Origin of the sequence: Leclercia pneumoniae, assembly GCF_017348915.1 — a bacterium.
Taxonomy (GTDB): Bacteria; Pseudomonadota; Gammaproteobacteria; order Enterobacterales; family Enterobacteriaceae; genus Enterobacter; species Enterobacter pneumoniae.
The window spans coordinates 1,954,633-1,968,411 of the sequence record NZ_CP071383.1; the positions used below are offsets into that span (position 1 = coordinate 1,954,633).

At 56.0% G+C, this 13,779-nt stretch carries 10 protein-coding genes; 7 read left to right on the forward strand and 3 right to left on the reverse strand.

Annotated features, from left to right (window positions below; genetic code table 11):
* Nucleotides 1-104: 104 nt before the first annotated feature.
* The 5 genes from JZ655_RS09435 to JZ655_RS09455 all read left to right on the forward strand — a co-directional run bounded on the left by JZ655_RS09435 (nucleotide 105) and on the right by JZ655_RS09455 (nucleotide 6,568).
* The gene (locus JZ655_RS09435) at nucleotides 105-1,133 is read left to right on the forward strand and encodes a Mal regulon transcriptional regulator MalI (protein WP_207293644.1); all 1,029 of its coding nucleotides are present in this window, start codon (nucleotides 105-107) and stop codon (nucleotides 1,131-1,133) included.
* 188 nt (nucleotides 1,134-1,321) lie between these two features.
* Nucleotides 1,322-2,176, forward strand: coding sequence for a ChaN family lipoprotein (locus tag JZ655_RS09440; RefSeq protein WP_207293645.1), 855 nt, complete (start codon nucleotides 1,322-1,324; stop codon nucleotides 2,174-2,176).
* 122 nt (nucleotides 2,177-2,298) lie between these two features.
* Nucleotides 2,299-2,955, forward strand: coding sequence for an energy transducer TonB family protein (locus tag JZ655_RS09445; protein WP_242637308.1), 657 nt, complete (start codon nucleotides 2,299-2,301; stop codon nucleotides 2,953-2,955).
* Between the two features lie 183 nt (nucleotides 2,956-3,138).
* A complete protein-coding gene (locus JZ655_RS09450) occupies nucleotides 3,139-5,358 on the forward strand; it encodes a TonB-dependent receptor domain-containing protein (protein WP_207293646.1) in 2,220 nt (739 codons plus the stop codon).
* Between the two features lie 34 nt (nucleotides 5,359-5,392).
* On the forward strand, nucleotides 5,393-6,568 hold the full coding sequence (locus JZ655_RS09455) for a YncE family protein (protein ID WP_207293647.1): 1,176 nt from the start codon (nucleotides 5,393-5,395) through the stop codon (nucleotides 6,566-6,568).
* A 50-nt stretch (nucleotides 6,569-6,618) separates the two neighbouring features.
* On the opposite strand, the gene JZ655_RS09460 is transcribed toward JZ655_RS09455, so the two are convergent.
* A complete protein-coding gene (locus JZ655_RS09460) occupies nucleotides 6,619-8,154 on the reverse strand; it encodes a YdgA family protein (RefSeq protein WP_207293648.1) in 1,536 nt (511 codons plus the stop codon).
* 100 nt (nucleotides 8,155-8,254) lie between these two features.
* A complete protein-coding gene (manA, locus tag JZ655_RS09465) occupies nucleotides 8,255-9,427 on the reverse strand; it encodes a mannose-6-phosphate isomerase (RefSeq protein ID WP_207293649.1) in 1,173 nt (390 codons plus the stop codon).
* Between the two features lie 198 nt (nucleotides 9,428-9,625).
* Here manA and fumA point away from each other — a divergent pair, with 198 nt between their 5' ends.
* Together fumA and fumC are read left to right on the forward strand one after the other, a co-directional pair.
* Entirely contained in the window at nucleotides 9,626-11,272 is a 1,647-nt protein-coding gene (gene fumA, locus JZ655_RS09470) for a class I fumarate hydratase FumA (RefSeq protein ID WP_207293650.1), read from the forward strand.
* A 136-nt stretch (nucleotides 11,273-11,408) separates the two neighbouring features.
* Nucleotides 11,409-12,803, forward strand: coding sequence for a class II fumarate hydratase (gene fumC, locus JZ655_RS09475; RefSeq protein WP_040075874.1), 1,395 nt, complete (start codon nucleotides 11,409-11,411; stop codon nucleotides 12,801-12,803).
* Here fumC and tus read toward each other — a convergent pair whose 3' ends face one another.
* Nucleotides 12,804-13,733, reverse strand: a complete 930-nt coding sequence (tus, locus tag JZ655_RS09480; protein ID WP_207293651.1) for a DNA replication terminus site-binding protein — start codon at nucleotides 13,731-13,733, stop codon at nucleotides 12,804-12,806. It lies immediately after the preceding gene.
* Between the last annotated feature and the right edge of the window lie 46 nt (nucleotides 13,734-13,779).

Consider the following 13,779-nt stretch of genomic DNA (forward strand, 5'->3'; position numbering starts at 1 on the left):
TTTAGTGCGGTGTAAATCACATTCTCAGGCTTTGACAGGCAGTATAAATATAACCTATTGATAAAACGTTTTACCGGAATGGAACACAAGGGTGGCGGGAGCGTATGGCAGTAGCAAAAAAAATCACGATTAACGATGTCGCGCTGGCGGCGGGGGTCTCTGTCAGCACGGTATCGCTGGTTCTGAGCGGCAAAGGGCGAATCTCTCCCGCGACCGGCCAGCGCGTTAACGACGCCGTGGAGCAGTTGGGTTTTGTGCGTAATCGCCAGGCGGCATCGCTGCGCGGCGGGCAGAGCGGGGTGATTGGGCTTATCGTGCGCGACCTGACTTCTCCCTTTTACGCTGAACTGACCGCGGGGCTGACCGAAGCGCTGGAGGCGCAGGGGCGGATGGTCTTTCTGCTGCATGGCGGGCGTGAGGCCGGGCAGTTAGTGCAGCGTCTCGAAATGTTATTAACTCAGGGTGTAGACGGGGTGATCATTGCCGGTGCTTCGGGAGTGAGTAGCGAGCTGTGTGAACGCGCGGCCGAAAAGGGCATCCCGCTGGTGTTTGCCTCGCGGGCAAGTTATCTCGATGAAGCCGATACGCTACGCCCGGACAATATGCAGGCCGCACAAATGCTGACCGAACATCTTATTCGCCGCGGTCATCAGCGCATCGCCTGGCTCGGCGGTAAAAGTTCTTCTCTGACCCGCGCCGAGCGCGTCGGCGGATACTGCGCCACCCTGCTGAAATATGGCCTGCCTTTCCATAGCGAGTGGGTGGTGGAGTGTGAATCCAGTCAGAAAAAAGCGGCCGAAGCGATGGGCACACTGCTGCGCCACAATCCGACCCTGAGCGCGGTGATCTGCTACAACGAAACCATTGCCATGGGGGCGTGGTTTGGCCTGATTCGCGCCGGGCGGCAGAGCGGGGAGAGCGGGGTGGGGACCTTCTTTGATCAGCAGATCGGGTTGGGAGCCTTCGCTGACGTCGCAGAAAACGCATTGGACGATCTGCCCATTGTCTGGGCGACCACGCCTGCCCGTGAAATGGGTTATCAGCTGGCAGACCGTATTATGCAGCGTATCGAAAAAACCGAATTGCCGATGGGGCATCACATTTTCCCTGCACGCCTGGTTGCAACCAGCTAAGTCGTTCTCTTCATTCCGGTTCCCGGCGACGCGTTTCGCGGGAACCGCCCCCTTGATGCAAATCTCCCCACTAATTATGTGAATGCGAATGATATTGATAATTATTATCATTACTGAATATAATTCTGCGCAAATTAATAGCATATAAAAATAATGCTAAAAAATGGCGTCTGAAACTGGGATTACGTATGGAATACGCTTTTACTTCGTTCTTGCTCTGCAGCGCATTGCTGCTTGGCGGCTGTCACAGTCTGCCGACCGAAAAGCAGCCACTCTCCTCTATCGACACAGCGCGCGCCTCGATACGCGATACCGCAACTGGCGAGACGTTGACCCCGGAGCAACTGTTTGCCCGCCTGGCGACCGCCCCCATGGTGATTGTTGGCGAAGAGCATACCAATGTGGAACATCACCGTATTGAAAATGCGCTACTGCAAAACCTGAATAAGCGTCGTCCGCAGGGGAGCGTGTTGCTGGAGATGATCAACAGCAGCCAGCAGGAGGCGGTCAATCGGGTGAAGGAGGCGACGCGATCTGGCACGACGGTAAGCAGTAACCGCGCGGCGCAAGCCTTACGCTGGGATCCAGGCTGGCCGTGGGCGCTATATGGTGAACTGGTCATGACGGCGCTGGAAGGACCTTATCCGCTGCTCGCCGCAAATATCAGCCGCCAGCAGGTCAGCGAACTTTACACGCACCCGGTTTTCCCTGCGGGGGAGCATGCCTCGCAGCCGAAGGTGCATGAAGCCCTGTCGGCCATCATCTGGCTGATGCACGACCGGAAGATCGAAGACGACCAGATGCGCGCGATGATCGCCATCCAGCAACAGCGAGATCGCTTTATGGCGGAACAGCTGCGCAAGGCGCCGCGCCCGGCTTTATTAATTGCAGGAGGCTACCATGCAGCGAAAGACATTGGCGTGCCGCTGCACATGGCAGATTTACACGCGGAGGCGCCGATAGTGGTCATGCTTACCACGGACGGCACCACGGTATCGGCAAAACAGGCTGATTTTGTCTGGTCGGTGCCCGTTTCCCGATGAACGCTCAGATAACGGCCCTACCGCGCGCTTCATGGCTCAGAAGCGGTGCTGCAAGCGTCCTCTTTCATTTTGCACTGGCCATGCCTTTTCTTCTTCACTTCACGCGGGAGCAGGACGCGCCGATGCCTGCCGCCGTAATGATGGAACAATCTACAGAGTTTGAGGTTTCGCTGATCCATCCCGACTCACCGCCCGGTATTAGTCAGCAGCGTAGCCTGGAGGCAATGAGTGAACAGGAGACCGCGCGGCAAAAGGAAGCGCCAGCGCTGCCTGAACGCGACGACGCTGAGGTTAAACTGGCCGCCGCCAGCCCGAAACCCGAAAGTAGAAAAAAGAGGGAAATAAAGAAAAAAGCCCAGCGAGAGCAAAAAGAGGAGAAGGGCAACGCAAGCATGACCAGTCTGGCCGCCCCGCCAGTTCAGACGGTGCAGACGCAGCGTACCGCCGCCCCGCTGGATACCGATTCGGCGCATATCAGCCAGCGTAAAATCGGCTGGGAATCGCTGGTTAAAGGCAAGATCAACAAAATGCGCAACTACCCACAAGATGCTCGTCGGCGTAAACGCTCCGGTACGGCCGTGATTATGTTTCGCGTCAATGAGCGGGGCGATGTGCTGAGCTCACAGCTGGTCTCCTCGTCCGGCACGCTGTCACTGGACAGAGCGGCACTCATGGCGCTGGAGAAGGCGAGCCCGCTCCCACCGCCGCCAAAGGAGATTGTCAAAAGCGGCATGCAAATAGTCACATTGCCGGTGGAATTTGGTTTAACAAATATCTAATAAAAACAGATCCACGTAATTCATTTTCGCGAAGTCGATTTCATTACCTGCAGGAGCGCTAATTAACTAACACGCGCTCTGCGGATTTTTTTGCTCTGAGCAATGCGCTGTCATCCTTCGAAATAAGAAGGAGGGGCGCGGCTGCTCATTTTTCCTTGAAAATAAAAATATCAGGAATTGATTATGGAAAAGTCACACATGGTTAAGGGGCTGCTGACCGGGCTGCTTATTGTGCACGGTCATGCCTTTGCGGCGGAACAGGAGGGGGAATCGGTCTTTTCACCGCTAACCATTACCGATAATCCGCTGGAGGAGAAACAACAGGTTGGCTCTTCTGTCGAGAGCTATACCCGGCCGGGCGCTTACAGCTCAAGGACGCTGAATAAAAATTTGCAGAGTCTGGATGCTTCGCTTCGCAGCATGGCGGGGACCTATACCCAAATCGATCCTTTACAGGGAGCGGTGAGCGTAAATATCCGCGGGATGAACGGGCTGGGTCGCGTCAATACGATGGTGGATGGCGTTACCCAGACCTTCTTTGGGATGGCTCCGGCGAACTATCACGGCGGCGCCAACACCGCGGCAGGCGTGCCGCTCGATCCTAACTTCCTGGCCGAGGTCGATGTCACACGTGGAAATAGCGCCGGTTCTCAGGGAGTTAACGCTCTGGCCGGAAGCGCCAATATGCGTACCCTGGGCGTTGATGATGTGCTGATGGCGGGGCGACAGATCGGGGTGCTTTCACGCTTTAAGGTCGGAGATAATGGCCTGGGGCGCACCGGCATGGTGGCGGTTGCCGGGAAAACGGATCCCTTTGCCAACGGTGGCGGACTCGGGGCAATGGTCGGCATTAGCGGCACGCGGACCTATGCCACATATAAAAACGGCGGGGGGCGCAGCAGTAAAGATTTTATCGGCGAAGATAATAAATACCTGCGCCAGGAGCCGCATTCAGAAATCTATAAACTGAATTTCAATCCGGATGAATTTAATAAAATCGAACTCTCTGGTAGAAATTACAGTAATACCTTTACCCGCAGGGATATTACCAGCGACGATTATGCGGTGCGTTATAACTATGCACCGCTGAATGAGCTGATCGATTTTAATCTGCTGGCCAGCACCAGCCGCGGGAATCAATCTTATAAGCCCGAGTCGCTCTATAATTTTAACCGCTCGTCCACCACCAATAAATCCAATGCTGTCGATCTGAATAACACCAGCCGGTTTACCCTGGCAGAGGATCTGTATGCCGAATTTCAGGTAGGCGGCAAGGTGATGGATACGCGTTACAGTCGCCGTTTTGTGCAGAGTACGGAAACCGATCGCAATGCCTTTGCCCCGGCAGGAAAACAGAAGATTTCCGCCCTCTATACAGGACTGACGCTGAATAAAGATATCTACCAGCTTGATCTCAACCTCAATTATACCCGCAGCCAGGTTGAGGCGCATAAACCCGCCTGTGCCGATAACGAGAAATGTTTCCCACAGGGGGCCACCACGCTCCGACTGGATGACAAGGCCTTTAATCCGTCGGCCACGCTCTCTGCACAGGTCACCCCGTGGCTGCAACCTTTCGTGAGCTGGAGTCACTCGTCACGCGCGCCAAATGTGCAGGAGGTCTTCTTCGCTAACGAGGGCGGCGCCTCGATGAACCCCTTCCTCAAGCCCGAGAAAGCCGAGACCTGGGAGGCCGGTTTTAACGTGAACAAGAAAGGCTTGCTGCTGGAGCAGGACAGTTTCCACCTGAAGGCACTGGCTTATCACACCCGGATAAAAGATTACATCACCAGTGAATTCTTTATGCTCTGCTACAGCGGCCAGCTCTGTCATGACTTTGAGAACTCATTTGATGGCTTCAACGCGAACGTCTACGTCAACACCACGACACCTGTCACCACCAAAGGGTATGAGATCGAGGCGGGCTACGATGTGGGCTTCGCTTATGCCAACCTCTCGTGGAGCAAACAGCAGACCGACCAGCCCACTTCTATTGCCAGCACCATTTACACCTTCGCCTACAGCGATATGAGTGATCTTCCCGAGAGCTACGCCACGCTGGATATTGGCGGGCGTCTGTTCGATCAAAAAGTCACCCTTGGCAGCCTGGTGAAATTTACCGGTAAATCCAAACGCCTGAGCACTGAAGGGATAAGCTCCGACACCAACAGCGTTCCTAAAGAGAAGATGCCCAATATCCCGACGGTGATCGACCTCTATAGCAGTTGGCAGATGACCGACAACGTCCTGCTGCGCTTTAGCGTACAGAACGTGACGAACCGCGATTACGCCGAAGCCCTCAACCGCATGAACCAGAGTCTCGACTACGCCCAGGAGGGCGCCAGCGTGAACACCACCGCGCGCGGGCGGACTTACGTCTTCGGCGGCGAAATTCAGTTCTGAGCATCAACTTTTTGTACACTGATCAGGAAAATTTATGAACCGTTCTCGTTTATCACTACAACTTGCCGGGCTCTGTCTGGCCACGCTCATCCCCACTCTGGCGCTGGCCATCGATCCACCCGCGCGCGAACTGACCCGCTTTGCGCTCTCGACGAACTATCTTGAGGATGCCAACGAAGGTCTTTACGAGCTGGCCTACGACAACAGCGGCCACCATCTTTTCGTCGCGGTGACAGACCGCATGAACCGGGCGGCCAATAAGGGCTTTCTCTATACCTTTAACCCGGAAACGCTGGCGGTAGAGCAGCGTCTTGAGATGCCATACCGTGCCTTCTCTCTGGCGCTCGCCCCGACGCGGCATCGGCTTTATGTGGGCCATACCCAGTCGGCTTCGCTGCGTATCAGCCTGCTGGACAGCGAAACGGGCAAACTGCTCAAAACCAGTGACAAGCTGAGTTTCAATCTCGCTAACGCGGCCGATGCGCGCTTCGAACATCTGCGGCATATGGTTTACAGCCCGGCCTCTGACACGCTTTTCGTCAGTTACAGCAATATGCTGAAAAGCGGGGAAGGGATGCAGCCGGTGCATAAATTGTTGATGCTGGATGGGGCAACCCTGGCGCTGAAGGGGGAAGTGGAGGGAGCCTATAGCGGCACCGCCTATGGCCTGACGCTGGATGATAAGACACAGAAAATCTACGTGGGCGGCCGGGATTATATCAATGAGATCGATGCGAAGACGCAGAAGGTACAACGCACCATCGCCCTGAAAAATGTTAAGCCGCAGATCAGCAGCGTGCAGAATCTGGCCGTGGATTCGGCTTCGCAGCGCGCGTTTGTGGTGGTCTTTAACCATGAAGATCGCAGCGGCCCCGATGACGGCCTTTATATTTTCGATCTGCGCGATGGCAACCAGCTCGGCTTCGTGCACACCGGGGCGGGCGCCAATGCGGTAAAATACAACCCGAAGTATAACGAGCTTTACGTCACGAATTTTACCAGCGGTACCCTTAGCGTTATCGATGCGAAAAACTACAAGGTGACCAGAGAATTTGTGGTACCGGTCTACCCGAACCAGATGGCGCTCTCAGCGGATATGGATACGCTCTTTGTCGGCATCAAAGAAGGCTTTAACCGCGACTGGGATCCGGACGTGTTTGTGAAAGGGGCAAAAGAGCGCATTTTGCGTATCGATTTGAATAAATCCTGAAGCCAGATATAAAAAAAGCCCCGCACTGGCGGGGCTTTTCAGGTTCAGGCTTACTGCTGAGGAACAGCAGGCGCCGCAGGAGCAGCAGGTGCTGCCGGTGTCGGCAGACCCAGCGTTGGCATACCGAACATACTAATAAACTCTTCCAGCGACATCTTCTGTCCGTTCAGGGTGACCTGGCCGTTAGCGTACTGCAGGCTGGCGCCAATCACGTTATCTTGCAGGGTAGTGATGCGGAACATCTGGCCCATCGCCGCAACGCCTTTCACCTGTTGATTCGCCAGCTTGCCGGCATCCTCGTCCTTATACCCTTCCAGCTTCGCAATCTGGGTCATCAGCTCGGTCGCCATATCTACCGGCACCGTCAGTTTGCTCTCCAGCGATTTCACGCTGCGATCCACTTCCTGGGTCAGGGTCTGGGCTTCGCCGGTCGCGGTGGCCGGATCTTTCAGGAACAGCGACAGGTTGAAGTTCGTTTCGCCTTTACTGTTTTTCCAGCTCAGCGGCGCAATGGTGATCACCGGTTCGCCTTTCAGCAGCAGCGGCAGATTGCCATAGAATGCGTCCATCACTTTCTGCTGGTACAGCGCCGGGTTGCTCTCCATCAGCGCTTTGTCCGCCAACGCCGCCTGGCTCTGGGCGCGATACTGCTGGCTAAACTGGTGCCATGCCTGGCCGTCAATATTGCCAATTTTGAGGGCCAGCTTGCCGCTGCCCAGATCCTGATTCTGCACTTTCAGGCTCTTCAGGGTGTAATCCAGCTGGCTATCGATGCTCTTGCCATCTTTAGAGACCTCGGACTTGCCGTCCAGATCCATACCCTCCAGCACCGCCATCTCTTTCCCTTCCACGGCGATGGCCAGCTTATCCAGGGTCAGTTTCTGATCGCCGATGCGTTCGTCAAAGGAGGTCAGTCGGCTGTTGCCATCGGTTTTCAGGTTGTTGAAGGTCAACTGAACCTTCTGGCCATATTCGTTAACCGCGTTCACCAGCCCGCTGGCGGCGTCACCGGTCAGCGAGAAGACGTTGCCCTCGCGATCGGCATCCAGCTTGAAGTGACCGCCGCTAAAGGCCACTTTTTCGTCGCCTTGTTCATAGTTCAGCGCCTTCAGGTCGATGTCAGAGGAGGTGTCACCGCCGTAACTGATGCGCGTATTGACCTCAAACGGGGACTGGTTCTTCGCCAGATCAAACAGCGGCTTTGTCGCTTCGTTATTCACCAGCGTGGTTTTCACCGACGCCATCGAGGGGATGAGGTTGAAATGTTTTAGCTGCGCCGCAGGGAAGGGACCATGATCGACCACCTCATCCAGCACCACGCTCTGGCCTGGCTTCAGCCAGCTCTCCTGGCTGCCCGCAACTGGCTTAACCACCAGCTGCATTTTGCTGCTGAACAGCCCGCGCTGATAATCCTGATAACTCAGCGCCAGCCCGGCTTCCGGGGCGGTGCGCTTAATTTCGTTGTTCGCCTGCGCCACCATCTCGGCCAGACGGCTTTCCAGCTGTTTTCCGGTGTACCAGGACGCACCCGTCCAGATCACGCCTAATGCAACAATAACGCCAACCGCTACGACCGATTTTTTCATTCTGATTATCCCTAAAATGAAACCAGGCGGTAAATACCGCCTGGTGATGGAAAAGGCTCTCACTAGCTTAGCAAGAGTTGTTAAAAAATTCAGTAAGTGACTATAGCTTATTGAAAACCCGGGCCAGTCGACCCACGCCGCTGACGCTGACCGGCGGCTCACTGGCGCTGATAATGGCCGATTCGCCAGGTTTGAGCACCAGACGCTGCTCGCCCTGGCTGAGTACCGCTTCCCCTTCAACGCAGAAGAGAATTGCCGCGCTTTGCTGGGCAATCGCCGTTTCGTTGTGGCTCAGGTCGTGCAGAGCAAAGGCAAAATCATCAACCGGGATAGGGAAGTCCAGTTCCGCACCGTTTTTCACCGGCTGGGTTAACAGCTCTGCCGCCGGTTTGGCCTCGAACTTGACGTTGGCCACCAGCTCCGGAATATCGATGTACTTCTGCGTCAGGCCTGCGCGCAGCACGTTATCGGAGTTGGCCATCACCTCCAGCGCGACACCCTGCAGATACGCATGCGGCGTCTCGGCAAAGAGGAACATCGCTTCCCCTGGATTCAGCTTCACCACGTTCAGCAGCAGCGGAGAGAAGAGGCCGCTGTCGTCCGGATAGAACTGCGCAATCAGACGGATGGTCTCCCACGGCTCACCCTGCTGGCTGTTCAGCGCCGCGGCCAGCACGGCCAGCGCATGGGCTTTCTCCTCGCCCTGCATGTTCAGCAGACTGGCGAACAGCTGGCTTAGCCCTTCGGCATTGGGATTTTCCAGGAAGTGGGCGATAGCGGTATGGGCCCCGGCGACCGGTTGCAGCAACGAGACGATTTCCGAAAACTCGCGAAACGCATTCATCGCCAGGAAGGGGGTAAGGGCAAAGACCAGCTCCGGCTTATGGTTCGGGTCTTTGTAATTACGCTCGGCGGCATCAATTGGGATACCCGCCGCGTTCTCTTTGGCAAAGCCGATTTCAGACGCCTGTTTATTCGGATGCACCTGAATGGAAAGAGGCTGTGCGGCGCAGAGCACTTTAAACAGGAAGGGCAGTTCGCCAAAACGTTGGTTAACGGCGTCGCCAAGCCATGCGGCTTTATCACCGTCAATCACGTCACGCAAGGATTTCACTTCGCCGTGAACGTCAATCTTTGAGCTGCTCTTCGGGTGGGCACCCATCCACAGCTCGGCCATTGGCTGCTGGTCTGGGTTGGCGATACCGTAGAGTTCCGTTAACGCAGTTTTACTTCCCCAGGCATAGTTCTGCACTGAGTTGATGAGTTTTTGCATTATCAAGCCCTGTTTCATAAGTAGAATTAACTGCCCGTATTAAAGCAATAAACCGCCCGGAAGTAACCTGCGGGCGCAAAAAGTCGTACTAGTCTCAGTTTTTGTTAAAAAATTGTGTAGGATAAGCTAACTCGCTTTTATAGAGGGCAACGGAAAATTGCCCGAACCATAATCTGCAATGTCGTAAGTGAGAGCACAATGTCGAACAAACCCTTTCATTATCAAGATCCTTTCCCTCTTACAAAGGATCAAACCGAGTATTACCTGTTAACCCGCGACCACGTTTCCGTCACTGAATTTGAAGGCCAGGAGATCCTGAAAGTGGATCCGCAGGCCCTGACGCTGCTGGCGCAGCAGGCCTTCCACGATGCCTCCTTTATGCTGCGCCCGGCGCACCAGCAGCAGGTAGCGGATATCCTCAGCGATCCGCAGGCCAGCGAAAATGATAAGTATGTAGCCTTGCAGTTCCTGCGTAACTCCGATATCGCCGCAAAGGGCATTCTGCCTACCTGCCAGGATACCGGCACCGCGATCATCTCCGGGAAAAAAGGTCAGCGCGTCTGGACCGGCGGCGGTGACGAAGCCGCTCTGGCTCGCGGCGTGTATAACACCTATATCGAAGACAACCTGCGCTACTCGCAAAACGCGGCGCTGGATATGTATAAAGAGGTTAACACCGGCACGAATCTGCCCGCGCAGATCGACCTCTACAGCGTGGATGGCGACGAGTATAAATTCCTCTGTATCGCCAAGGGCGGCGGCTCCGCGAACAAAACCTATCTCTACCAGGAAACCAAAGCGCTGCTAAGCCCCGGTAAGTTGAAAAACTATCTGGTGGAGAAGATGCGTACCCTGGGCACCGCGGCCTGTCCGCCGTACCACATCGCCTTTGTGATTGGCGGTACATCCGCCGAGAGCACCCTGAAAACCGTTAAGCTGGCCTCCACAAAATATTACGATGGGCTGCCAACGGAAGGTAACGAACACGGTCAGGCGTTCCGCGATATCCAGCTGGAGCAAGAGCTGCTGACGGAAGCGCAGAATCTGGGCCTGGGGGCACAGTTTGGCGGCAAATACTTTGCGCATGATATTCGCGTGATTCGCCTGCCGCGCCACGGGGCCTCTTGCCCGGTGGGGATGGGCGTGTCGTGCTCTGCGGACCGTAACATCAAAGCTAAGATCAACCGCGGCGGCATCTGGATCGAGAAGCTGGAGAACAATCCGGGTAAATACATTCCGGCCGAGCTTCGCAGAGCGGGAGAGGGTGAAGCGGTGCGTGTAGATCTGAACCGCCCGATGAGTGACATCCTGGCGCAGCTCTCTCAGTATCCGGTCTCTACCCGTCTGTCGCTTAACGGCACCATTATCGTGGGGCGCGATATCGCCCACGCGAAGCTGAAAGAGCGTCTGGATAACGGTGAAGGGCTGCCGCAGTACATTAAAGATCACCCGATCTATTACGCCGGCCCGGCCAAAACGCCGGAGGGCTATGCGTCTGGCTCCCTGGGGCCGACCACCGCAGGGCGTATGGACTCTTACGTCGATCAGCTACAGGCCAACGGCGGCAGTATGATCATGCTGGCGAAGGGTAACCGTAGCCAACAGGTGACCGATGCGTGCCATAAGCACGGCGGTTTCTATCTGGGGAGCATTGGCGGCCCGGCAGCGGTGCTGGCGCAGGGCAGTATTAAGAGCCTGGAGTGCGTTGAATATCCTGAGCTGGGGATGGAAGCCATCTGGAAAATTGAAGTAGAAGATTTCCCGGCGTTTATCCTGGTGGATGACAAAGGCAACGACTTCTTCAAGCAGATCCAGTCCTCTCAGTGCGCGGCTTGCGTGAAATAAAGATGTTTCTGCCGGGTAGCCCTGGGCTACCCGGTCTTAATAAGAGCGCACAAAGCGCCATGCGTTTTCTTTGAAGCCATCAATACTTATTCCTTAAGCACGTGAGCAATCCCATTTGTTTATCAAGGAGAAAGTAATGACAACGTTACGCAGTGAGAAAGATTCCATGGGCGCCATCGACGTCCCGGCGGATAAGCTCTGGGGCGCGCAAACGCAGCGCTCGCTGGAGCACTTCCGCATCTCGACTGAAAAGATGCCCGTCTCGCTGATTCAGGCCCTAGCGCTGACCAAACGCGCCGCGGCGAAAGTAAACCAGGATCTTGGCCTGCTGGTGGCCGAGAAATCCACTGCCATTATCAGTGCCGCCGATGAAGTGCTGGCAGGTCAACATCCCGACGAGTTTCCCCTCGCCATCTGGCAAACCGGGTCTGGCACCCAAAGCAACATGAATATGAACGAAGTGCTGGCTAACCGGGCGAGCGAACTGCTGGGCGGTGTGCGTGGGATGGAGCGCAAGGTTCACCCGAACGATGACGTAAACAAAAGCCAGAGTTCTAACGACGTCTTCCCGACGGCGATGCACGTGGCGGCGGTGATCGCTCTGCGTGAGCAACTTATCCCGCAACTGAATGTGTTAAAGCAAACGCTGGCGGCGAAATCCCAGGCGTTCAGCGATATCGTCAAGATTGGTCGTACTCACCTGCAGGATGCCACCCCACTGACGCTGGGTCAGGAGATCTCAGGCTGGGTGGCGATGCTGGAGCACAACCTGCGCCATATCGAACACAGCCTGCCGCACCTGGCGGAGCTGGCGCTCGGCGGCACGGCGGTAGGTACCGGTCTGAACACCCATCCGGAATATGCCGTGCGGGTGGCTGAAGAGTTGGCGGCAATTACCGGCCAGCCATTTGTAACCGCACCAAACAAATTTGAAGCGCTGGGCACCTGCGATGCGCTGGTTCACGCTCACGGCGCCCTGAAAGGGCTGGCTGCCTCGCTGATGAAAATTGCCAACGATGTCCGCTGGCTCGCCTCGGGCCCACGCTGCGGCATCGGCGAAATCAGCATTCCAGAGAACGAACCGGGCAGCTCCATCATGCCGGGTAAGGTCAACCCTACCCAGTGCGAAGCCATGACCATGCTCTGCTGTCAGGTGATGGGCAACGACGTGGCGGTCAATATGGGGGGTGCATCCGGTAACTTTGAGCTGAACGTCTATCGTCCCATGGTGATCCATAACTTCCTGCAGTCGGTGCGCCTGCTGGCGGACGGAATGGAGAGCTTCAACGAACATTGTGCGGTGGGCATTGAACCGAACCGGGAACGCATCAGCCAGCTGCTGAATGAGTCTCTTATGCTGGTGACCGCGCTCAATACCCATATCGGCTACGATAAAGCGGCAGAAATCGCCAAAAAAGCCCATAAAGAGGGGCTGACCCTGAAGGGAGCAGCCCTGGCGCTGGGCTATCTTAGCGAAGCCGAGTTCGACAGCTGGGTCCGCCCGGAAGAGATGGTCGGCAGCATGAAATAATCAGGTCGCCACATAGAGGTGCAGCCGCGGAATAATCAGATGCAGCGGCTGCGCCTCGGGCTTATAGCGATGCTGAATATTTTCAGCATCGTAATTGAGCAGTTCCCCGATATCCGGCATCACCGCCCCCTGATCCGCATCGTACAGCGCAATCAACGGCGTGGGGCAGGCGTACTGTACCTGCTTCTGCTGCCCGGCATACCAGACGCGGGCGATAGGCTGCACCTTCACCGGACGTTTTATTTTCAGCCGCGCATCGGTCGGCAATGCGGCGATGGCCGTGTATTCCGCCTCCAGACGCTCCAGCCACTGCTCCCGTGACCAGGGGGCGACGGTGCGGGGTGCTTTAATGCTCTTTTCCAGCATCTCCAGCACCTCGTTGCGGGTGAAATTCTTAATGATGTGTTTATTCGCCCAGCCGAAGCGCAGCGTAGCCGGGTGGCGCAGCACCGTGAGGGTTCGGTAGGCATTAAGCGTGATCAAGCCGGGCAGGTGGCGGTGCACCCATTCAAAGCGGGCGGCGGGGGCGAGGCCCGACTCCTCAACGACGATCTTCTCGAACGCCGCTTTCAGCTCATTAATCTGCGTAATGCGGTTTTCAACCGTTTCCCGCCGTTTGCTCTCTAACTGCAGGCAGATCACCCCTGGCAGCCTGACGGCGGCTTTGCTGCTGCGCCGTTCGGATTGCTGCTGAATAAACAGGTGCCGGTAGTGCTGCAAGGCCATCGATAGCGCCTCTTGCCCCAGATGTTGTTTTACCTGAATTGTATTCAGCGGATCCTGTTCGGCCCCTTTCACCACCTCCGGCAGGGAAAACACCCGGGCGGCCAGCAGGCGGCACTGCTGAAGATCTTCGGTTAGTGCGGCCAGAGCCTGCTCCATCTCCCGGAAGGTGCCGTTAAGCCGCTCGATAAGATCGTAAGTCGCCATAGTCACTCTCATTAGTTACAACATACTTACTGTATAGCACAGCACG

Bases quoted from the DNA above. Each gene is read 5' to 3' on its own strand.
- JZ655_RS09435 (WP_207293644.1), top strand. From the start codon at position 105: ATGGCAGTAGCAAAAAAAATCACGATTAACGATGTCGCGCTGGCGGCG.
- JZ655_RS09440 (WP_207293645.1), top strand. From the start codon at position 1,322: ATGGAATACGCTTTTACTTCGTTCTTGCTCTGCAGCGCATTGCTGCTT.
- JZ655_RS09445 (WP_242637308.1), top strand. From the start codon at position 2,299: ATGCCTGCCGCCGTAATGATGGAACAATCTACAGAGTTTGAGGTTTCG.
- JZ655_RS09450 (WP_207293646.1), top strand. From the start codon at position 3,139: ATGGAAAAGTCACACATGGTTAAGGGGCTGCTGACCGGGCTGCTTATT.
- JZ655_RS09455 (WP_207293647.1), top strand. From the start codon at position 5,393: ATGAACCGTTCTCGTTTATCACTACAACTTGCCGGGCTCTGTCTGGCC.
- JZ655_RS09460 (WP_207293648.1), bottom strand. From the start codon at position 8,154: ATGAAAAAATCGGTCGTAGCGGTTGGCGTTATTGTTGCATTAGGCGTG.
- manA (WP_207293649.1), bottom strand. From the start codon at position 9,427: ATGCAAAAACTCATCAACTCAGTGCAGAACTATGCCTGGGGAAGTAAA.
- fumA (WP_207293650.1), top strand. From the start codon at position 9,626: ATGTCGAACAAACCCTTTCATTATCAAGATCCTTTCCCTCTTACAAAG.
- fumC (WP_040075874.1), top strand. From the start codon at position 11,409: ATGACAACGTTACGCAGTGAGAAAGATTCCATGGGCGCCATCGACGTC.
- tus (WP_207293651.1), bottom strand. From the start codon at position 13,733: ATGGCGACTTACGATCTTATCGAGCGGCTTAACGGCACCTTCCGGGAG.